Source organism: Microbacterium yannicii PS01 (assembly GCF_000304335.1).
Classification (GTDB): Bacteria; Actinomycetota; Actinomycetes; order Actinomycetales; family Microbacteriaceae; genus Microbacterium; species Microbacterium yannicii_A.
In genome coordinates this window covers 33,473-52,977 of record NZ_CAJF01000001.1, presented here as the reverse complement: position 1 = coordinate 52,977, position 19,505 = coordinate 33,473, and the positions used below count along the sequence as shown (strand labels likewise).

Sequence of the window (19,505 nt, the reverse complement as noted above, 5' to 3'; positions counted from 1 at the left end):
CTGCTCAGCCGCCGAGGCCGAGCCAGGTGGCCGTGCCGTCGGACTCGACCTGGCGCTTCCACACCGGAAGGTCGTGCTTGATCGTCTCGATGATCGCGCGGCAGACCTCGAACGCCTCGGCGCGGTGCGCCGCGGCGACCGCGATCACAACGGCGGCATCGCCGACCTCCAGCCGCCCGATCCGGTGCGACACCGCGACCACGGCGCCCGACGAGCCGACGGACTCCTCGGCGATGCGCTGGAGTGCGGTCTGAGCGTCGGGGTGAGCGGAGTACTCCAGCGCGACGACAGGGGCGGCGGCATCCGGATCGTGATCGCGCACGCGACCCACGAACGTCGTCACCGCGCCGGCGTGCGCATCGTCGACCGCGCGCAGATGAGCGTCGAGGTCGAGCGGCTCGGCGCTGATCGCGGCGACGCGGACGCCCGGCATCAGTGGTCGCTCCCGCCGAGCTGATCGATCACATGGCGCGCGACCGACAGCACCACCGGCATGCCGGAAGCGACCCCGCCCGGCGAGCCGGGCAGGTTCACCACGAGCACGCCATGGGGGTCCACGACGCCGGCGACGCCACGAGTCAGCATGCCCGCGGGCTTCTCGGTCGCGCCCCGGCGGCGCAGCTCCTCGGCGATGCCGGGGACCGTGCGCGTGATGACCCGCGCGGTGCCCTCGGGCGTCTGGTCCCGCGGCGCGACCCCCGTGCCGCCCGTGGTGACGACGAGCTTCACTCCCGCGACCACCTCGGCGGTCACCGCGCGCTCGACGCTGTCGGCACCGTCGGGCACCACGACGGCGTCGGCGCAGTCGAAGCCCGCCTCACGCAGGGCCGCGACGGCGATCGGGCCGCTGACGTCCTCGCGCTGGCCGGCGGCGGAACGGTCCGAGACGGTGATCACGGCGGCGCGGGTCATGGCTCCAGCCTAAGACGACGCGCGGTTCGACCAGGCGGCGTGCGTCACGCCCGGCGCTCGAGCCGCACGATCACCGACTTCGAGGTGGGTGTGCCCGAGACGTCGGCGACCGAGTCCAGCGGCACGAGCACATTGGTCTCGGGGTAGTACGCGGCGGCGTTGCCGCGGGGCGTGCGGTAGGCGACGATGCGGAACTCCTCGGCACGGCGATTCTCGATCGTGCCGTCGGGACGCGTCCACTCCGAGACGAGGTCGACGATGTCGTCCTCGGCGAAGCCGAGCGCGGTGATGTCGGCGGCGTTGACCAGCACGACCCGCCGGCCGCCGTGGATGCCGCGGTAGCGGTCGTCCTTGCCGTAGATCGTGGTGTTGTACTGGTCGTGCGAGCGCAGCGTCTGCAGCAGCAGGCGGCCGCGCGGGATCACCGGGTATTCGAGCGGGTTCACCGTGAACCGCGCCTTGCCGTCGGCCGTGGCGAACTGGCGCCCGTCGCGCGGACCGTTGGGGAGGAAGAAGGTGCGACCCTTCTGGATGCGCTCGTCGTAGTCCTCGAAACCGGGGATGACGCGCTCGATGTGAGCGCGGATCCGGGCGTAGTCCGACTCGAGGGAGGCCCAGTCCGCCTGCGGGACGTTGGACGGATGCCGCAGTCCCACCGGATCCGGACCGTCCGCCTCTTCGGGGATCGAGCGCTCGGGATAGTTCCAGTCGTGGCGCGTCGCGTCGGCCGTGTCTTCTCGTGCCCCTGCCGGGCCCGCGAGTGCCGCAGCGTGCGGCGCTCCCCCGCCGAACAGCAGCCCGCACAGCCGCGCGACGATCGCGACCTCGCTCAGCAGATCCTCCGCCGGAGGCGCGAGCCGCCCGCGCGAGGCGTGCACCGCACCCATGGAGTCCTCCACGGTCACCCGCTGCTCACGGCCACCGCGGCGGTCCCGGTCGGTCCGCCCGAGGGTGGGCAGGATGATCGCGCGACGGCCGGTCACGACGTGGGAGCGATTGAGCTTGGTCGACACCTGCACCGTCAGGCCGACGCGGGCCATCCCCGCCTCGACGACCGCGGTGTCGGGGGTCGCCGAGACGAAGTTGCCGCCCATCCCCATGAAGAACCGCACGTCGCCGTCGCGCATCGCGCGGATGGCCTGCACCGTGTCGAACCCGTGCTCGCGGGGCGCGGCGAACCCGAACTCGGCGTCGAGCGCGTCCAGGAACGTCGCCGACGGCTTCTCGTAGATGCCCACGGTGCGGTCGCCCTGCACGTTCGAGTGCCCGCGGACCGGGCACACGCCGGCGCCCGGCCGGCCGATGTTGCCCTGCAGCAGCAGCACATTGACGACCTCGCGCAGGGTCGGCACCGAGTGCTTGTGCTGCGTCAGGCCCATCGCCCAGCACACGATCGTCGCCTTCGAGGTGCGCACCGCCTCACCCACCCGGCGCAGCGCCTTCTCGGGCAGACCGGTGGCCACGACGAGCTCGCGCCACGAGGCATCGGCCATCGCCTGACGGTAGGCCTCGAAGCCGCTGGTGTGCTTTTCGATGAACTCGTGGTCGAGCACCGCAGAGCCTGTGCCGGAGCCTGTCGAGGGGTCCGCCTCGAGCAGGTGCTTGCCGATCGCCTGGAACAGGGCCTGATCCCCGCCGAGACGGATCTGCACGAAGGCGTCGGCCAGCTTCGTGCCGCCGAACGCGACCCCGCGGACCGTCTGCGGGTTCTCGAACCGCAGCAGCCCGGCCTCGGGCAGCGGATTCACCGCGATGATCGTCGCTCCCCGCTGCTTGGCCTTCTCGAGCGCCGACAGCATGCGCGGATGATTCGTGCCCGGGTTCTGCCCCGCCACGATGAGGAGGTCGGCCTCGTGGATGTCTTCGATCGAGACCGTGCCCTTGCCGATCCCGATGGTCTCGGTCAGCGCCGAGCCGCTGGACTCGTGGCACATGTTCGAGCAGTCGGGCAGGTTGTTCGTGCCGATTCCGCGGACCAGCAGCTGGTAGAGGAACGCCGCCTCGTTGGAGGTGCGCCCCGACGTGTAGAAGACGGCCTCGTCGGGGTCGTCCAGGGCCGCGATCTCGTCGGCGATGGTCCGCAGGGCGTCGTCCCACGAGATCGGACGGTAGTGCGTCGCGCCCTCCTCGAGGATCACCGGCTGCGTCAGCCGCCCCTGCTGCCCGAGCCACCAGTCGTCATGGCCGCGGAGCTCGTCGATCGAGTGCGCCGCGAAGAACTCGGGCCCCACACGCCGCAGCGTCGCCTCCTCGGCGACGGCCTTCGCGCCGTTCTCGCAGAATTCCGCGAGGTGGCGCTTGTTCTCTTCCGGCCACGCGCAGCCGGGGCAGTCGAAGCCGTCCTTCTGGTTCACTCGCATCAGGGTCTCGACCGAGCGCTTCACGCCCATCTGCTCCTGCGCGATCTGCAGAGCGTGGAGCACGGCGGGGACGCCGACGGCCACCTTCTTGGGGTGGCTGACGCGCACGCGCGTCTCGTCGATGTCTGCTTTCGGGGGCTTCGTCGCCATGCTTCCAGGCTAAGCCTGCCGGGGCTCGACGGCGCGGCCCGCTCTCGCTGGATGGAAGTTCAGCATTGATGACGGATGCCGCGACCGCGGTGCACGTGCGGGATCAGTCGCCCCACCAGGCGCGCGCGGTCCCCCGCAGATCGCCTCTCGCCACGGCGCCATGCCCGGGCGCCGCGACCGACAGGCGCGAGTCCGCGGATTCGGCGCGGTTGTCGCCCATGACCCAGACGGCGTCCTCAGGCACGGTGACGCGGAACGGGATGTCGCCGCCCGGCCGCGCGTCGCCCGCGAAGTGCTCGTCCACCGGCTCGCCGTTGAGGAGGAGGCGCCCGGTCCCGGCTTCGCAGCAGACGATCACGTCGCCGGTCACGCCGACGATGCGCTTGACCAGCAGCGCGTCCGGCTCGCCCGACCAGCCTTCGCGATCGACGAAGAGCACGATGTCACCGCGCCCCGGCGCGCTCCAGCGGTCGTACACGACGAGATCCCCGCCGTGCAGGGTCGGGGACATCGAGTCGTTGTGCACGCCGGCGACACCGAAGGCGGCGAAGATCAGCGCCGCGGCGGCGACGGGCGCAGCGACAGCGGCGAGCACCCGCGCGGCGCGGTGAGCGGCCGGCGTCACGGGCTCTCCGCGAGCAGCGCGGTCATGGCGGCGATCTCGCGCTCCTGCTCGACGAGGACGTGCTTGCCCGATCTGCGGACGAAGTCGTTCGAGCCATCGGTGACGGCCACGGTCGCCATCTCGAGGGCTCCTTCGTGATGCGCGATCATGAGCTCGAGGAACAGGCGGTCGGCTGCGGCGCCATCGGCGGCGTCGAGAGCGGCGAGCTGTTCGGGCGTCGCCATGCCGGCCATGGCGGCATGGGCGTGCCCGCCGCATCCGGTCGGCACAGCAGCGGTCGAGGGAGCGCCGTGGTGGCCCGCCTGGGCGGCGCCACCGGTGACCTCGCCGGCAGGGATCGCCTTGCGCCATGCGTCCTGCCACGCCCGCATCGTCTGGATCTCGGCCGCCTGATCGGCGACGATGTACTCGGCCAGCGCACGCGTCCGGTCCCGGACGTCGCTCGCGCCGAGCACGAGCGTGCTCAGCTCGAGCGCCTGCTCGTGATGCGGGATCATGCCCTCGATGTAGCAGTGGTCCTCGAGGGTCGGATACTCGGAGGTCACGGCATCCGTCACCGCCGTGCCGGTGGCCGCGGCCACCGGGGCCGACGAGGGCGAGGTCGTCAGCCCCAGCGTCACCGCGGCGGCACCGAGCAGGCCGGTCGAGACGGCGAGCACGACTCCGATGCCGGCCAGGCGGTGGCGCATGAGGGCGTCCTTTCGTGAGGGGGAAGGGGATGCCGCGGGGCGGCGCGTCGGGTCGCGCCGCCCCGCGGTCGGATCAGGCGACTGCCTTGACGTCCCGGCGCCGCAGGTGCCACGCGGTGCCGGCCAGTCCCCCGCCGGCCACGAGGAGCACCAGGCCCGAGAGTGCCCAGCGGTTCGCGTCCGTGCCGGTGCTGGCGAGGGCGCCGAGGATCGCCGACGGCGACGCCGAGGCCACCGTGAACGACCCTTCGGCCACCAGCGACGAGGTCTGCCCCGTGAGCACGAGCGTGTGCTCTCCGGCCGGCGTGTTCGACGGCACGATGAACTGCGCGGTCACCGAGCCTTCGTCGTCCGCGATGAACGTTCCGACGTCGACAGGGTCGGAGTGCAGCACGGCGCTGACGGTCTCACCCGGGGTGAATCCGGCGGCGGTCGCCGTCTGGGTGGCTCCCGGCGCGACCTCGGCGCTGCCGAACGTCACCGACGCCGGCGGGGTGGCGGTGCTTCCCCCGTTGCCGTTGCCGTTGCCGTTGCCGTTCCCGTTGCCGTTGCCGTTGCCGTTCCCGTTGCCGTTGCCGTTGCCCGGAGCGGTCGGCGACGCGGTCGGCGTCGGCTCCGTGGTGGGCGTGGGCTCTGTGGTCGGTTCGACCGTCGGGCTGGGAGTGGGCGACGCGGTCGGCGTCGGCGTGATGTTCGGGTTCGGAACACCGCGCATGTCGCCGTTGACCCACTTGCGGCCCTCGGGGATGTTCGGAGCCTGCGCCGCGAAGTCACGCGGGTAGAGGGTGAAGCCCTGCCAGTGGATCGGCATGGGGCTCTGGTCCTCGTCCCGGTTGATGTGATGGAAGCCGACGTTGACCCAGGCGACCGGGTCTTCGAGCGTCTCGCCGTCGGCGATGTAGTCCGTCACCATCTGCCCGGCCTTCGACGGGATCAGGTTGTGGCTGGCGTGGATCTCGTCCGACTTGGCCGAGGTGAACGCGATGTCGTAGTCGGTCTCGGGGTTGAGGTTGTACGCCTGGTCGCGCGGGACGATGATCTCGTACGAGCGGGCGTGGCCGTCCGCGTTGAGGCTCTCGGGGTTCACCACGCGGTACGCCTCGCGGTTCGCACCCATGGTCTTGGTCTCGTTGGTGACCTGAGTGACCTGGGTGTCGAGGATCGCGGTGTGACCGGTGTCGCCGGTCGTGCCGTGCTCGCCCGTCGGGGTGGTGGCGAACTTCTCGACGAGCTGGCTCTCACCTGCGTCGATGCCGAAGTCCACGCGCCAGAAGGCCGAGTGGTAGTGGTTGACCGCGAAGTCCTCCTGCCCGGGGGCGAGCGGCCAGCCCTGGTTGACCACGTTCACGTAGTCGTTCGGCGACAGGTCGCCGGTGGCGCCCAGCTCGACCGAGATCTCGCCGTCGTCGTGGAAGCGGTACTGCGTCTGGTACTCGTACCAGCCGATGCGCGAGACCGTGTGCAGCACCAGATCCGTCCCCTGAGCGGCGTAGAGCGCATCGCGGGCGATGTTCGAGCGATAGGCGATGCCCGAGTCCTCCTCGCCGATGCAGATCGCGGGGATCTCACCACGAGCGGCGTCGACCCATGAGGTGCGCACTTCGCCGACGGGGCAGTCCACGGCCTCGATGGCCTGCAGCCGGCGCCCGCCGACCTGGTAGGTCGTGACGTCGTTGTACTCCGTCGCGCCGGTGTCGTACGGCACGTTCAGCTGCGCGAGCGCGATGGAGTCCAGCACGAGCATCGGCGCCTCGTCGTCGCGCGGCTGATACGCGACCTTGTCGAGCACGAGCCCGCGATACGAGTCGATGCGCCAGCACATCTGCCAGCTCGACCCCGATTCCAGCGTCTCCGACACGAGGGAGTCGCCGGAGCAGGATGCCTCGGTGATCGTCTGCGCGGAGGCAGCCGTCGGTGCCGACAGGACGACGAGGCCCCCTGCCAGCAGGGCGACCGCGGTGGCCGCACTGAGTGTTCGCTTCATTCGGTTTCTCTCTCTGATCATGAGACGGTCAGGACGCTGGCTGTGGACAGGTTGACCACGTAGGTGCTGGTGGTGAGGAACGCGCCGCCGTCGACCTGGGCGAGCAGCTGCACGCACCGGTCGACACCGCACGATTCGGCGCCGAACGAGCCGGCGTCCGTGACGAAGGAGTGCGCGGTCAGGATGACCTCGGCGGAGGCCGGAGTCAGCGCCGAGCCGCCCGTGAGCGCGGCGAACTCGTCGACGACGGGCTGCGCGGCCTCGGAGTCGAGGAGCATCTCCCACGCGCGGGCCGTCTCGGCGTCGGTCGGAGCCGGCTGCGTGCCGGAAGCCCGGTCGACCGCTTCGACGGTGCCCGTGGTGACATTGACGATCATGCTGACCGTCTCGTTGGTGCCGTAGTCGTAGTACAGCGACAGCAGCCGGCGCTGCCCGTCGGCGTAGGCCTGCGGGTCGGCGACGTCCGTCGAGAGGAACTGCAGCCCCGGCTCGCCGAACAGGTCGACACCCGCGGCGAACGCCGGGTCCTGCGCGCCGACGAAGCGCACGTACTCGACCTCCGCCCCGGAGAGCTGGTCATACGCCGCGGCGACGGATGTCGGCTTCGCGACCTCCTCCGCCTTCTCGGGGGCGCCCTCGTCCGTGCTGTCGGCGGCGATGGGCGTCGACTCCGGCGCGTCGGGCGAGGAGGTGGCCTGCACCGCGGTCTGCGTCGCGAACACGAGAGCGACGGCCGCTGCACCGGCGGCGACGGCCGATCCGATGCCGAGAGTGCGAGGGGTGACGAGTCGCCGGGTCTTCGAGGGGCGCCGGGATCCCGGTGGGGGTGGCGAGTCCCCCTCGGGAGAGAGCTGTGTTTCGGTCACAGGATTCCTTTCGATGGCGAAGACGCGGCTCGCGTCGCGTCGGGCCGATTCTGTTCCTGCGCCGTTTCGGCGCGATGTGCCGGTGCGAACGCGGATCGAAATCTCCGTGAGACAGCGCCCCGACATCCGCCCCTCGCCGTCTCAGCCGTCGTCACGCACACGAAACACGGCCGCCGGTCGCCCGCAACGCGGACTGGATAGCCTCGCGTCAGCTAGGACCACGGTGGCGAGGAGGACGCGTGAGCGCACTCGCGGATGCGATCATGCACGCACGGACGAGGACCGACCTCGGCGCGCGCTCGCCGTTCGCGGGGCTGCGCCGACGGCACGCCCGCACGGTGGACGTCGTGGCGCAGTCGGTCGCGGCGACGGCCCCAGCCGGCGTGCTGCTCATCCATCCCGCGGCCGCGTATGCGCGCAGCGGTTCGTTCGCGTTCGTCGACATCGCCATCACCATCACACTGGTGGCAGGCGTGGCTCTGGTGATCGGGATCTTCGCCCGGCGCGTGGCCAGCACCGGGTCGCTGTACACCTTCGCCGCGCGCGGACTCGGCCGGCACGTCGGCCTGCTCACCGGAGTGGCGCTCGGCGTCGGCTACGTGGCCGTGGCGATGAACACCCTCGCATCGGGTTCGTCGCGGGTCGCCCAGCTCGTCGCGGGAAGCGACGCGCCGCCTCCCTGGCTCGTCGCCGTCCTGGTCGCGGCGTTCGGCACCGTCATCGCGTTCGTCGTCGCCCGTGGACTGCGCATCTCGACCCGCCTGCTGCTGGTGCTCGAGGCGGTAGCGGTGGTGACGGTCCTCGGGCTGTCGCTCGCGGCCCTCAGCGTCACCCGGTGGGATCTCGGGCTTCTGGTGCCCGCGCCGGCCGACTTCTCACTCGATGCGATCATCACCGGGGTGGCGTTCGCCCTCATCGGCTTCGTCGGCTTCGAGAGCGGCGCGGCCCTCGGTCCCGAGACGAAGCGGCCGTTCGCGGCCGTTCCGCGCGGGATCCTCGTGAGCGTCGGTGCGACCGGGCTCGTGATGCTCGTCGGCACCGCGGCGCAGCTGTCGATCGTGGCGGAGCGGCCGGGCACCGCCTCTCTCGCATCGGTCACGGGCCTCGCCTCGCTGATCGATGTGATCATCGCGATCTCGTTCCTCGCGTGCGCCCTCGCGATGACCACCGCGGCGGCCCGGCTCGCCTTCGCGATGAGTCGCGAAGGGCTGCTGCCGACCCTGTTCGGCCGGACCTCGCGGCGCGGGGTCCCCGCGGCGGGCGGCGCGCTCCTGGCGGCGATGGTCGCACTCGTGCCGGTCGTGCTGCTGGCCTTCGGCGGCAGCCGGCAGGATCTGCGCATCGTCACGTCGCCCGCCTCGATCGTCGGGTTCGTGCTGGCCTATGCGCTGGTCTGCGCTGCGGCGCCCGTCTTCCTGGCACGCATCGGCGAGCTCACGGTGAGATCGGCGGTGCTCTGCGGCGTCCCGCTCGTCGGGCTCGGCGCGGCCCTCGCCTTCTACCTGTCGGCCACGCTGCGCGACAATCCCCTGGGGCTGCTGTGCGTGGTCACCGGCCTCGGGGCGCTGTACGCGGTCGGGGCGACGAGACTCGCGCGGCACCCGGGGATCGCGGCGCGCATCGGCGTGCACGACTGGCCCGTCGACGCCGACTGCCTCGACGGGCCGGTGCGCGGATGAATGGATCCCCTCTCGCGCGCGAGGCTGTGCCGGTAGAAGCGCCGGCGCAGGAGCGCGAGGAATCGGGGCGGGGCCTGCCCGAGAAAGGCCTCGGTCTCGCGCTCGAGATCCTCGAACAGGTCGCGCGCGACACCGGAGGCGCCACGGCCGCCGACATCGCTCGTGCCGTCGGCGCGCCCCGCGCGACGGTCTACCGCGTGGTGAACTCCCTGGTCCGCGACGAGTACCTGGTGCGCCGGCCCGACTTCTCCGGGTTTCTGCTGGGCACGCGCGTGCTCGAACTGGCAGCGGTGGTGGGGGCGCGCAGGAGGCCGGATCATGCCCTCGTCGTCGAGCGCCTGCGCGCGCAGACCGGAGAGGCCGTCCACCTGTTCGCGTTTCATCGCGCGGGCGTCGCGATCCTCGACGAGGATCCCGCTCAGCCGTTGACCGCGCCCGCCGTCCTCCTCGCCGACCCGACGCGCTCGGCGATCGGTCAGCTGTGGCTCATCGCCCGGCCCGAGCGAGAGCTCTCGACCGCTCCTCGCTTCACCGTCCGGGTCAGTGCCGACGACCTGCGCGGGTTCCACGAGGCCTACGCGGTGCGCGGGTATGCCGAACAGGCCGCTCTGCTCGCATCCGACCGCGGATGCCTGGCCGTGCCCATTCGTGACGGCAGCTCCCGCCCCGTCGGCGCCGTCACGCTCGCGACCTCGATCTCGCGGCTCTCGGTCGCCGCCCGGCATGTGAACGTGCTCCGCGATGCGGCGGTCACCCTCGGCGGTCTGGGCGCGCTGAGCGGCTGGTGAGCTGCCCGGCCATCCCACCGGGTGGACGACTCAGCGCCGGCCGGTGCCGAACATCCCGCGAATCACGCCGCCCAGTATGGTCTGCGTCGTCTTGGACCCCAGAATCTGCTCGAGCGGGGACTTCTCGGCCGCCCGCGACCGAGTCGACGTGCGCGTGGTGCCGGAGGTCTTCTTCAGCAGCCGCTCGTACTCCTGCCGCGCCTTCTTCTCGGCGGCCGCGTGTGCCTTGTCGATCGCCGCCTGCTGCTTGGCGAGCTCGGCCTCGACCTTCGCCTTCTCCAGCGCCGCCTGCTCGGCGGCGGCCGCTTCGTCGGCGGCCGCCATCTTCGCCGTCAGGATCTCGCGCGCCGACTCGCGGTCGATCGCCGTGCCGTACTTGGCGAGCAGCGGAGATGCCTTCACCGTCGCCTCGATGGCGGGGTCGGGCGTCGGCGACATCAGGCCGAGCGGCGCGCGCAGCCGTGTCCACGCCACCGGCGTCGGTGCGCCCCGCTCGCTCATGACCGTGACGATCGCCTCGCCCGTCCCGAGCTCCTGCAGCACCCTGTCCAGGTCGTAGCCGGACGTCGGGTACGTCCCCACCGTCGCCTTCAGCGCCTTGGCGTCGTCGGGCGTGAAGGCGCGCAGCGCGTGCTGGACGCGCGACCCCAGCTGGGCGAGCACGTCCGACGGCACGTCCTTCGGAGTCTGCGTCACGAAGAACACGCCCACGCCCTTCGAGCGGATGAGGCGCACCGTCTGCACGATCGCCGCGAGGAAGTCCTTCGAGGCGTCCGTGAACAGCAGGTGCGCCTCGTCGAAGAAGAAGACCAGCTTCGGCTTGTCGGGGTCGCCGACCTCGGGAAGCAGCTCGAAGAGCTCGGCGAGCAGGTACATCAGGAAGGTCGAGAACAGCGCCGGCTTGTCGATGACTCCGGGCACCTCGAGCAGGCTGATGATGCCGCGGCCGTCCGGCGCCGTGCGAAGGAAGTCGCTGACCTCGAACTCGGGCTCGCCGAAGAAGACGTCGGCGCCCTGGTCGGCGAACGTGATGAGCTCGCGCAGGATGACGCCGGCCGTCGCCGCTGACAGCCCGCCCAGGTCTTTCAACTCGGCCTTGCCCTCGTCGCTCGTGAGATGAGTGAGCACAGCGCGCAGGTCCGACAGGTCGACGAGGGCCAGGCCCTGAGCGTCGGCGTAGTGGAACACGAGCCCGAGGCTCGACTCCTGCGTGTCGTTCAAGCCCAGCACCTTGCTCAGCAGCAGCGGCCCGAATCCCGACACCGTGGCCCGCACCGGCACGCCCTTGCCGATGCCGCCGAGCGCGAAGTACTCCGTGACCGACGCCGCAGGCTTCCAGTCCTGCCCGATGCCTTTCGTGCGCGCGAGCAGCTTGTCGTTCGGCTCGCCGGGCGTCGCGACGCCCGACAGGTCGCCCTTGATGTCGGCGGCGAACACCGGAACGCCCTGCGCGGCGAGCTGCTCGGCCAGCCCCTGCAGGGTGCGGGTCTTGCCCGTGCCTGTCGCGCCGGCGACCAGCCCATGCCGGTTCATCATGCCGAGCGGAATCCGGATCTGCGCAGACGGCACCGGATCGCCGTTGACGAGGGCGCCGAGATCGAGCGTGGCGGAATCGAACGAGTAGCCCTGGACGATCCTCTCCACCTCGGAAGGCGGGAGAGGGCCGGACTGCTCGGTTTCGTAGGGGGTGCGATGCGGGTCTGGTTCCCGGGTCGGCGCGACATCGGCCGGCGCTCCCGCGGGCCCCCCGGTTGCAGCTCCCGGGGTGTGCGTTCGGCTGGCCGCGTGGGGTGACTCCCCCGGCTCCGCGGTCCCGGCGCCGGTTGCATCGTCGACAGTCGTGCGAAGAGGGCCAGCGGCACGGGCTTTCGCGGCCTCGGCCTCGGCGGCGGCGAGCGCAGCTCTGGCCTGTGCCGCCTTCAGCTGAGCCTCGGCGGCCTCGGCCTCCGCGCGGAGCCGAACCAGCTCCGCCTCGGCGGCCGCGACAGCAGCGTCAGGATCGGCGGCGTCAGAAGCGGCGCGGTCGGGCGAGGCAGACGACTCTGGCGAGGTCATGCGGTCAGCCTAGCCAGCGACCTTCTCCCGCGGCATCCGTTCCCTCGCCATCGGCACGGCGAAGACACCGGCGACGAGCACCGCCGCGCCGGCGCCGAGGAGCGCACCGCCGATCGTGTCGCTCAGCCAGTGGGCGTGGACGTACGTGCGGCTGAACGCCATGAGAAGCACCCAGCCGGCGCCGACGACGGCGACCCAGACGCGCGGGAAGATGATGAACGCGGCCACCGCGAGGGTGGCGGCGTTGGCGACGTGGCCGGACGGGAACGAGCCGTAGTCCGCGATCACCAGGATCTCGTCGGGCCGCACGCGGCCGAACAGGTGCTTGAGCGCCTGCACGCCGGCGGCCGAGACCGCCTCGGCTGCGAGGAAGTACGCCGCGGCCCACGGTCTGCGTATCAGGATCAGCGCGACGGCCCCGCCGATCGGCACGACGAGAACCCCGAACCAGCCGCCGCCGAGCCAGTCCATCGCGTGAGAGATCCACAGCAGGGGCGGCACGCGCAACTCGACGAGCGCCGAGTTCCACCACAGGTCCAGGTCGAAGGCCTCCTCGCCACGCGAGAGGATCCACCATCCCAGCAGGCACGAGAGCAGGACGAGCGCGCCGCCTACGAGAAGAACGGCGGTGACGGATGCCGCGATCCTGCGGTCGGTTTCGGCCATCCGTTCATTGTGCACGTCGAGGCTTCGGCGTCCACCCCCTGGCGCGCCCGCTCCCCGATCCTCTATTGCGCCGAGCACTCGTGTTCTCGCCGACGGCGCAGGTCGTCGACGCGCCGGAATGTACCTCCTCGAGGGTGGGCGGTGCGGCGGACCCACGGAGGGAGCAGGATGGCAGCCATGGGCCGCGTGCGAGACGTCGTGAGGAGAGCGGTCGCGCCGCTCACACGGACACGGCTGTTCCGGCGCGTGCTCGGGCCGGTGCTGCTTCCGCCGCTGGAGCGGTTCGTCGCGTGGATCTCGCGTGGGAGCGTGCAGATCAGCGGACTGCTCGTGCCGTCGCTGGTTCTCCACACCCGGGGTGCGAAGTCCGGCGAGCCTCGCGACGCGCCGCTGATGTACACCCCCGACAGTCAGGGGTGCGCGATCGTCGCCGGTACGAACTTCGCCGGGCAGCGGCATCCGGCGTGGACGGCGAACCTGCTCGCCTACCCCGACGCCGAGATCACGGTGCGCGGTCGGCGCATGCCGGTGCGGGCGAGCCTGGTCCCCGACGACGAACGCGACGGGGTGTGGGCGCGCATCGAGCGCCAGTGGCCGGGGTATCGCAACTATGAACGATCGTCGGGGCGTCAGGTCCGGCTGTTCCGGCTGCAGCCGGTGCGGCGGCCGGCGCCCTGAGCGCGGGCTCCCCGTCCGGGCTGTCGATCGTCCTCAGGGCGTGAGACGCTCCACGGTGCGGGGGCGGACGACCAGCCAGAGCGAGAGAACGCCGACGACGGCGCAGCCGACCATGACGGTGGCCATCGTGGTCGCCGTGATGCCGGCATCCCTCGCGATCCAGCCCACCAGCGGCGAGATGACGCCCGCCACGCCGAAGTTCGTCGCGCCGACGATCGACTGCGCCGTGCCGGCGGCCTTGCCGTGCCGGTCGAGCGCCAGCACCTGCACACAGGGGAACGAGAATCCGCAGGCCGTCATGAAGACGAACAGCGGCACGACGGTCCCCCACAGCCCCAGGCCCAGCTGGTCGGCGAGGATGATCACCGATGCCGCGACGAACAGCACCGCGGTCGACCAGGCGAGCACCCACTGCGGCCCGAACCGCGCCGCGAGCCGCGACGCGGCCTGCACACCGAGCACGACGCCGAGCGAGTTGACCGCGAACAGCACGCCGTACTGCTGAGGATCGAACGCATACGTCACCTGGAACAGGAACGGCGAGGCCGAGAGGTACGAGAACAAGCCCGAGAAGGTCATGCCGCCGATGATGAGCACCCCGATGAAGACCCGGTCGCTGAAGACGCTCCGGTAGCGCTGCCAGACCGTCGTCGCGCCCCTCTCGTGCCGACGCGCTCGCGGCAGGGTCTCGGGGATGAAGATGATCGCCGAGACGAGCATGACGGCGCCGTAGATCGCGAGCACGACGAAGATGCCGCGCCACGACACCACCAGCAGAAGCGCCGATCCGACCAGCGGCGCGAGCACGGGCGCGACGCCCGAGACGAGCGCGAGGCGGGAGAGCATCACGACGAGGCGTCGGCCGCCGAACAGATCGCGCACGATCGCGGCGGCCACCACGCCGCCGGCAGCCGCGCCGGCGCCCATGAAGACCCGGGCGATCGAGAGCAGTTCAAGGGTCGGCGCGAGAGCGGCCGCCACACTCGCGATGACGTGCAGGGCGGTCACGACGAGAAGCGGCACGCGCCGGCCGACCTTGTCGCTCAGCGGGCCGACCACGAGCTGCCCGAGCGCGAAGCCGATCATCGTCCCGGTGAGGGTCAGCTGGATCGCGGCGGCCGTGGTCTGGAAGTCCTCCTCCAGCACGGGAAAGGCCGGGAGGTACAGGTCGATCGTGAAGGGGCCGAGAGCCGTGAGCGCGCCGAGCAGCACGATGTAGAGGATCCGACGGCGGTTCGAGATCGAGTCGCCCGGGTGCAGCATGATCGGCGCGGTGGCCGGATTGCTCCCAAGAGTGCGGATGGCGCCGGTCGACGTCGAGTGGGGACGCGGCTCGACGGGCGGGCGATCTTCGGGGCGCTGAACAGGGACGGAGGCGGTGTCGAGCAACGTAGGACTTCGTTTCGTGGCGTGTGGGCGGCGATGCGAGGGGCGTCGACTCCGAGGTCAGGCGCGCGGTCGATCGATCCAGATGCTCGAATCGATTCGAGGACCCATGATACCGGATGCCTCCACCCGGCCGAAGCGCGTGACACCCGGCATCCCGCGCTCTCCAGCGGTCCCCTGTCGGCTGCTTCTCAGACGTCGCCCGCATGCGCTCGCATAGGATGAGAGAAGTTCTGCCATCTGACCGCAGACCGCCCGCCGGGCCCTCGCGCCCCCGTCATCACCGGTAGAGATCACGCATATGAGCCCGACCCCCGCCGACAAGCGCACAAGCGGCAACCCCGCGACGCAGGCGAACATCAACCTGACGGTCAAGCAGCAGCGTGAGCAGAAGCGCCAGGAGAAGCTCGCCGAATACCAGAAGCAGCTCGCCAAGCGGCGACGCAGCAAGCTGGTGTGGTGGATCGTCGGCTCGACCGCCGCCGTGGTCATCGTCGGCCTCATCGTCGCCTCGATCGTCTTCGCTCCGGCACCGCCGAAGCAGTACGAGGCGGGCAGCGACGGCGTCGAGATCGAAGGCGTCGAGACCTTCGAGAACGAGACCGATCACGTCGAGGGCACCGTCGAGTACGAGCAGAACCCGCCCGCCGGAGGGCCTCACAACCAGGTCTGGCTCAACTGCGGCATCTACGACCAGCCCGTCCCGAACGAGAACGCCGTCCACGCCCTCGAGCACGGCGCGGTGTGGGTCACCTACGACCCCGCATCCGTCACGGGGGACGAGCTGACGACGCTCAAGGCGCAGCTGCCCTCGAGCTACGTCGTCCTCTCGCCGTACGAAGGGCTCGACACCCCCATCGCGCTGTCGAACTGGAATCACCAGCTGAAGCTCGACTCGGCCGACGACGAGCGCATCGGACAGTTCTTCGAGGAGTACTGGCGTAGCCAGAACGTGCCCGAGCCCGGCGCCCTGTGCACCGGGGGGCTCGACGCCCCGGGCAAGCAGTAGGTCACGCGTTGACAGACCGCCCGGAGAACGCGGACATCGTCACCGACGACGTCGGTCACCGCGCTGAGTCACCGGGACGCCCGTGGAGCGGGCGGTGGTGGGCGATCGCGCTCGTACTTCTCGCGATCGCCGCGCTGGCCTTCGCGATCGGACGGTTCTCGACCTTCGGCTCCCAGGGCGTGGGTCTGCCCGGCACGGATTCCGCCGAGGCGGGCTTCTCGCGCGACATGCAGGTGCACCACACCCAGGCCATCGAGATGGCGATGGAGATCTACCGCAAGACCGACGACGACGACGTGCGCATCATGGCCTACGACATCGCCACCGGGCAGGCGGGTCAACGCGGTGAGATGTACGACTGGCTGGTGCAGTGGGGCCTCTCGCAGGCCGGTTCTGCACCGATGATGGCGTGGATGAGCGACTCCGACGCCGGCCACGGGCACGGCGGCGGCTCGGGCGGCGAGACGATGACCGCCGACGAGGCCCGCGCTGCCATGGGCATGGCGTCGGCCGACGAGCTCGCCGACCTCGCGACGGCGACCGGCCAGGAGGCCGACTGCCTCTTCCTGGAGCTCATGATCCGCCACCACGAGGGCGCCATCCCGATGGCCGAGGCGCTGCAGGAGCTGGGCACCGACGCTCGCGCACTCGAGGTCGCGGGCAGCATCGAAGCCGGCCAGACCGCCGAGATCGATGCCATGCGCTCCATCCAGAGCCGCCTCGGATGCGCGGGCTGACGCGCCGGCGGGTGCGCTCCCCGATAGGGTGAGCCCGTGACCGACGCACCCCGCACTCGACGCCCGGTCGTCGTGACGATCGCGGTGGTGCTGGTGTACATCGCGGGGATCGCCGACGTGACTCTCGGCATCTTCGTCCTGCTCAGCAGGTATCAGGCCACCGGACCGGACGTTCTGGTGGTGTCACTGCTGGGCGCGGGGATCATCCTGTTCGGCCTGCTGCTCGTCGCGATCGCGTCTGGTCTGGCGCGCGGCAGCCGTCTGTCGCGCGTGCTCGCGACGGTGTTCCTCGGAATCTTGATCGTGCTGCACGTCGCGACGATCGCCTCGACCGACACCTGGGACATCGGCGCGACCGTGCAGAGCGCTCTCGCGGTCTTCGCCCTGGTCGTGCTGTGGACGCCGCCGGGCGCACGCCACTTCGCTCGCGAGCTCCCCTGATCAGACGCCGGCGGCGGCGAGCGCCCGGGCGACGAAGCGGCGGTGGATGAAGCGCACGACCTCGATCGCCGCGATCGTCAGCACCGTCACGACCGCCACCAGGTACGCAGCCTCCTCGCCGGGATCGACGAGCTGGAAGAACTCGGTCAGCAGCGGGAGAGTGAACACGCCCACGAGCCCCAGGAACATCGCGCCGATCACCAGTGCCTTGAACCGCGTGATCGGGCGCGAGAGCACGGTCAGCACCCAGATGCCGACGACGGCGAGGATGATCGTCGAGCCGGTGCGCAGCTCGGGCTCGTCCACGCCGAGCGACTTCGCGCCGAGCGTGTAAAGGGTCAGTGCGACGGCGATGATGGCCCCGGTCGGGATCGCGAACGTCAGCGACCGCTTCAGGAAGCCCGGAACGTACCGCTGCGTGTTGGGCAGCAGAGCGAGGAAGAACGCGGGGATGCCGATGGTCAGGCCGTCGGTGATCGAGAGCTGTCGTGGCAGGAACGGGAACTCCAGCAGCAGCACGCCGAACAGGAGCGCAAGTCCCGTGGCGTAGGCGGTCTTGGTGAGGAACAGCATCGACACGCGCTCGATGTTCGCGATGACCTGGCGCCCCTCGGCCACCACATCCGGCAGGTGCGAGAACCGTCCGTCGAGCAGCACCAGCCGCGCGACGGCCTTGGTGGCTGCCGCGCCCGAGTTCATCGCGATGCCGATGTCGGCGGTCTTGATCGCCAGCGCGTCGTTCACGCCGTCGCCGGTCATGGCCACGACGTGGCCACGAGCCTGCAGCGCCACCACCATGCGCTTCTTCTGCTCGGGCGTGACCCGGCCGAACACGGTGTGCTGCTCGAGCACCTCGCCGAGCTCGGCGTCGTCGTCGGGGAGCTTGCGCGCGTCGTATCCTTCGGGCACGTCCAGGCCCACCTCACGCGCGATGGCCGCGACCGTGCGGGGATTGTCGCCGGAGATGACGCGGATGCTGACGCCCTGCTCGCCGAAGTAGGCCAAAGTCTGCGCGGCATCGGGCCGCACCTGCTCGCGGAACGTGACGACGGCGACCGCCGCGACGGCCTCCGGCAGTCGCTCGGCCACGACGTCCGCGTCGCTCAGCGCCGTGTTCGAGTACCCGAGCACCAGGGTCCGGCGGCCGCTCGACGCGAGACCGGTCACCACCCGGCCGAGCTCTGTGGCGGGGTCGGCTGCGGCGTCGCCGAACACCATCTCGGGCGCCCCCAGCACCCAGGTGCCCGGTTGCGCCGTCCCGAAGGAGGCGGCGCTCCACTTCCGGGCCGACGAGAACGGGATGTAGGCCGCGGGCTGCAGCTCGGTCACGACGGGGAACGGCTCGCGCAGGCAGCGGGCGGTCGCGTTGGCGTCGGGAGCCGCCCCGTACCACGCGAGCACCGCGTCGATCCCGGAGGCGGCCGGGTCCGCGCGTCCGGAGCCGTCCCGCGCCGCCATCTCATGCAGGGCGTCGAAGGTGATCTCACCGGCGGTCAGTGTGCCGGTCTTGTCGAGGCAGATCACGTCGACCCGTGCCAGGCCCTCGACGGCCGGAAGCTCATTGACGAGCACCTGCTTGCCGGCGAGCTTCGCGGCGCCGACGGCGAACGCGATCGAGGTCATGAGCACGAGACCCAGCGGGATCATCGCAGTCAACGAGGCGATCGTGTTCACGACGGCCTGCACCCATCCGCCGTTCTCCCACGCCTGGGCCCAGCCTCCGGCGACCACCATCTGCGCGTTCAGGACGAGCAGTCCCACCGGTCCGATGATCCAGCTCATGAACTTCAGCACCCGGTTCACCGAGCCGCGGACCTCGGACGCCACGAGCGAGAAGCGCTTGGCCTCGCCGGCGAACTTGTTCGCGTAGGAGTCCGCTCCCACGCGGGTGACTCGGGCGGCCCCCTCGCCCGAGACGACGATCGAGCCCGACAGCGCGTCATCGCCCGGCCGCTTGTCGATCGCATCCGACTCGCCCGTGAGCATGGACTCGTCGATCTGCAGCGCACGCGTATCGACCACCACGGCATCGGCGGGCACCTGATCGCCGGCGCGCAGGACGAGGATGTCGTCGAGCACGATGTCGGCGGGCACGAGTTCGAGCTCTGCTCCGTCCCGCCGCACCCGAGCCTTCGGCGCGTTCAGCAGCGCGAGGCGGTCCAGCGCGGCTTTCGCGCGGAACTCCTGCACGCATCCGATGATCGAGTTCGCGAAGGCGGCAAGACCGAACAGGGCGTCCTGCCACCGCCCCAGCACGAACAGCACGAAGAAGCACGCGAACACGATGCCGTTGAACAGCGTGAACACGTTCGCCCGGACGATGTTCCACACACTGCGGCTGGTGTCGGCGGTGAAGGCGTTCGTGCGTCCCCCCGCCACCCGCTCGGCGACATCAGATGCCGTGAGTCCCACCGCCGGATCGACGTCGACGGCATCGGCAGTGGCGAGCGCGTCGGCAGAGGCATCCATGCGATCAGAGT

At 70.9% G+C, this 19,505-nt stretch carries 17 protein-coding genes; 6 read left to right on the top strand and 11 right to left on the bottom strand.

Annotated elements, in window-relative coordinates; all coding sequences use genetic code 11:
* Positions 1-4: 4 nt before the first annotated feature.
* The 7 genes from WYM_RS00250 to WYM_RS00220 form a co-directional block, all read right to left on the bottom strand.
* Positions 5-433, bottom strand: coding sequence for a molybdenum cofactor biosynthesis protein MoaE (locus WYM_RS00250; RefSeq protein ID WP_019178810.1), 429 nt, complete (start codon positions 431-433; stop codon positions 5-7).
* Positions 433-912, bottom strand: coding sequence for a MogA/MoaB family molybdenum cofactor biosynthesis protein (locus WYM_RS00245; protein ID WP_019178809.1), 480 nt, complete (start codon positions 910-912; stop codon positions 433-435). The genes WYM_RS00250 and WYM_RS00245 overlap by 1 nt, the downstream gene beginning before the upstream one ends.
* 44 nt (positions 913-956) lie before the next feature.
* Positions 957-3,422, bottom strand: a complete 2,466-nt coding sequence (locus WYM_RS00240; protein WP_019178808.1) for an FdhF/YdeP family oxidoreductase — start codon at positions 3,420-3,422, stop codon at positions 957-959.
* A 103-nt stretch (positions 3,423-3,525) separates the two neighbouring features.
* Positions 3,526-4,047 carry a signal peptidase I gene (lepB, locus tag WYM_RS18840; RefSeq protein ID WP_019178807.1) on the bottom strand — a complete coding sequence of 174 codons (522 nt, stop codon included), beginning with the start codon at positions 4,045-4,047 and terminating at the stop codon, positions 3,526-3,528.
* Complete coding sequence (locus WYM_RS18835) at positions 4,044-4,736, bottom strand: DUF305 domain-containing protein (protein WP_019178806.1); 693 nt, start codon at positions 4,734-4,736, stop codon at positions 4,044-4,046. Before WYM_RS18835 ends, lepB begins: the two co-directional genes overlap by 4 nt.
* A 73-nt stretch (positions 4,737-4,809) precedes the next feature.
* Positions 4,810-6,720, bottom strand: coding sequence for a hypothetical protein (locus WYM_RS20905; protein ID WP_019178805.1), 1,911 nt, complete (start codon positions 6,718-6,720; stop codon positions 4,810-4,812).
* Between the two features lie 17 nt (positions 6,721-6,737).
* On the bottom strand, positions 6,738-7,586 hold the full coding sequence (locus tag WYM_RS00220) for a hypothetical protein (RefSeq protein WP_019178804.1): 849 nt from the start codon (positions 7,584-7,586) through the stop codon (positions 6,738-6,740).
* Positions 7,587-7,825: 239 nt separating this feature from the next.
* Between WYM_RS00220 and WYM_RS18825 the strand changes: the two genes are divergently transcribed.
* Together WYM_RS18825 and WYM_RS20900 are read left to right on the top strand one after the other, a co-directional pair.
* Positions 7,826-9,265 carry an APC family permease gene (locus WYM_RS18825; RefSeq protein WP_019178803.1) on the top strand — a complete coding sequence of 480 codons (1,440 nt, stop codon included), beginning with the start codon at positions 7,826-7,828 and terminating at the stop codon, positions 9,263-9,265.
* Entirely contained in the window at positions 9,262-10,053 is a 792-nt protein-coding gene (locus WYM_RS20900) for an IclR family transcriptional regulator (protein ID WP_083866101.1), read from the top strand. The genes WYM_RS18825 and WYM_RS20900 overlap by 4 nt, the downstream gene beginning before the upstream one ends.
* 30 nt (positions 10,054-10,083) lie before the next feature.
* Here the strand turns inward: WYM_RS20900 and WYM_RS00205 are convergent, their stop codons facing one another.
* Positions 10,084-12,108 (bottom strand): helicase HerA-like domain-containing protein, encoded by a 2,025-nt coding sequence (locus WYM_RS00205; RefSeq protein WP_019178801.1) that lies wholly within the window; start codon positions 12,106-12,108, stop codon positions 10,084-10,086.
* A gap of 9 nt (positions 12,109-12,117) precedes the next feature.
* On the bottom strand, positions 12,118-12,774 hold the full coding sequence (locus tag WYM_RS00200) for a phosphatase PAP2 family protein (protein ID WP_019178800.1): 657 nt from the start codon (positions 12,772-12,774) through the stop codon (positions 12,118-12,120).
* 177 nt (positions 12,775-12,951) lie between these two features.
* On the opposite strand from WYM_RS00200, the gene WYM_RS00195 reads away from it, so the two are divergent.
* A complete protein-coding gene (locus tag WYM_RS00195; protein WP_019178799.1) occupies positions 12,952-13,452 on the top strand; it encodes a nitroreductase family deazaflavin-dependent oxidoreductase in 501 nt (166 codons plus the stop codon).
* Positions 13,453-13,485: 33 nt separating this feature from the next.
* Here WYM_RS00195 and WYM_RS00190 read toward each other — a convergent pair whose 3' ends face one another.
* On the bottom strand, positions 13,486-14,841 hold the full coding sequence (locus tag WYM_RS00190) for a Bcr/CflA family efflux MFS transporter (RefSeq protein WP_019178798.1): 1,356 nt from the start codon (positions 14,839-14,841) through the stop codon (positions 13,486-13,488).
* A gap of 298 nt (positions 14,842-15,139) precedes the next feature.
* Between WYM_RS00190 and WYM_RS00180 the strand changes: the two genes are divergently transcribed.
* From WYM_RS00180 to WYM_RS00170, 3 genes are read left to right on the top strand one after another with little or no spacing between them, the layout of a single operon-like run.
* On the top strand, positions 15,140-15,847 hold the full coding sequence (locus WYM_RS00180; RefSeq protein ID WP_019178796.1) for a DUF3105 domain-containing protein: 708 nt from the start codon (positions 15,140-15,142) through the stop codon (positions 15,845-15,847).
* An 8-nt stretch (positions 15,848-15,855) separates the two neighbouring features.
* Positions 15,856-16,584 (top strand): DUF305 domain-containing protein, encoded by a 729-nt coding sequence (locus WYM_RS00175; RefSeq protein WP_019178795.1) that lies wholly within the window; start codon positions 15,856-15,858, stop codon positions 16,582-16,584.
* Between the two features lie 36 nt (positions 16,585-16,620).
* Positions 16,621-17,025, top strand: a complete 405-nt coding sequence (locus tag WYM_RS00170; protein WP_019178794.1) for a hypothetical protein — start codon at positions 16,621-16,623, stop codon at positions 17,023-17,025.
* On the opposite strand, the gene WYM_RS00165 is transcribed toward WYM_RS00170, so the two are convergent.
* On the bottom strand, positions 17,026-19,494 hold the full coding sequence (locus WYM_RS00165; RefSeq protein WP_019178793.1) for an HAD-IC family P-type ATPase: 2,469 nt from the start codon (positions 19,492-19,494) through the stop codon (positions 17,026-17,028).
* Positions 19,495-19,505 lie beyond the last annotated feature (11 nt).

Bases quoted from the DNA above. Each gene is read 5' to 3' on its own strand.
- WYM_RS00250 (WP_019178810.1), bottom strand. From the start codon at position 433: ATGCCGGGCGTCCGCGTCGCCGCGATCAGCGCCGAGCCGCTCGACCTC.
- WYM_RS00245 (WP_019178809.1), bottom strand. From the start codon at position 912: ATGACCCGCGCCGCCGTGATCACCGTCTCGGACCGTTCCGCCGCCGGC.
- WYM_RS00240 (WP_019178808.1), bottom strand. From the start codon at position 3,422: ATGGCGACGAAGCCCCCGAAAGCAGACATCGACGAGACGCGCGTGCGC.
- WYM_RS18835 (WP_019178806.1), bottom strand. From the start codon at position 4,736: ATGCGCCACCGCCTGGCCGGCATCGGAGTCGTGCTCGCCGTCTCGACC.
- WYM_RS20905 (WP_019178805.1), bottom strand. From the start codon at position 6,720: ATGAAGCGAACACTCAGTGCGGCCACCGCGGTCGCCCTGCTGGCAGGG.
- WYM_RS20900 (WP_083866101.1), top strand. From the start codon at position 9,262: ATGAATGGATCCCCTCTCGCGCGCGAGGCTGTGCCGGTAGAAGCGCCG.
- WYM_RS00205 (WP_019178801.1), bottom strand. From the start codon at position 12,108: ATGACCTCGCCAGAGTCGTCTGCCTCGCCCGACCGCGCCGCTTCTGAC.
- WYM_RS00200 (WP_019178800.1), bottom strand. From the start codon at position 12,774: ATGGCCGAAACCGACCGCAGGATCGCGGCATCCGTCACCGCCGTTCTT.
- WYM_RS00195 (WP_019178799.1), top strand. From the start codon at position 12,952: ATGGGCCGCGTGCGAGACGTCGTGAGGAGAGCGGTCGCGCCGCTCACA.
- WYM_RS00180 (WP_019178796.1), top strand. From the start codon at position 15,140: ATGAGCCCGACCCCCGCCGACAAGCGCACAAGCGGCAACCCCGCGACG.
- WYM_RS00165 (WP_019178793.1), bottom strand. From the start codon at position 19,494: ATGGATGCCTCTGCCGACGCGCTCGCCACTGCCGATGCCGTCGACGTC.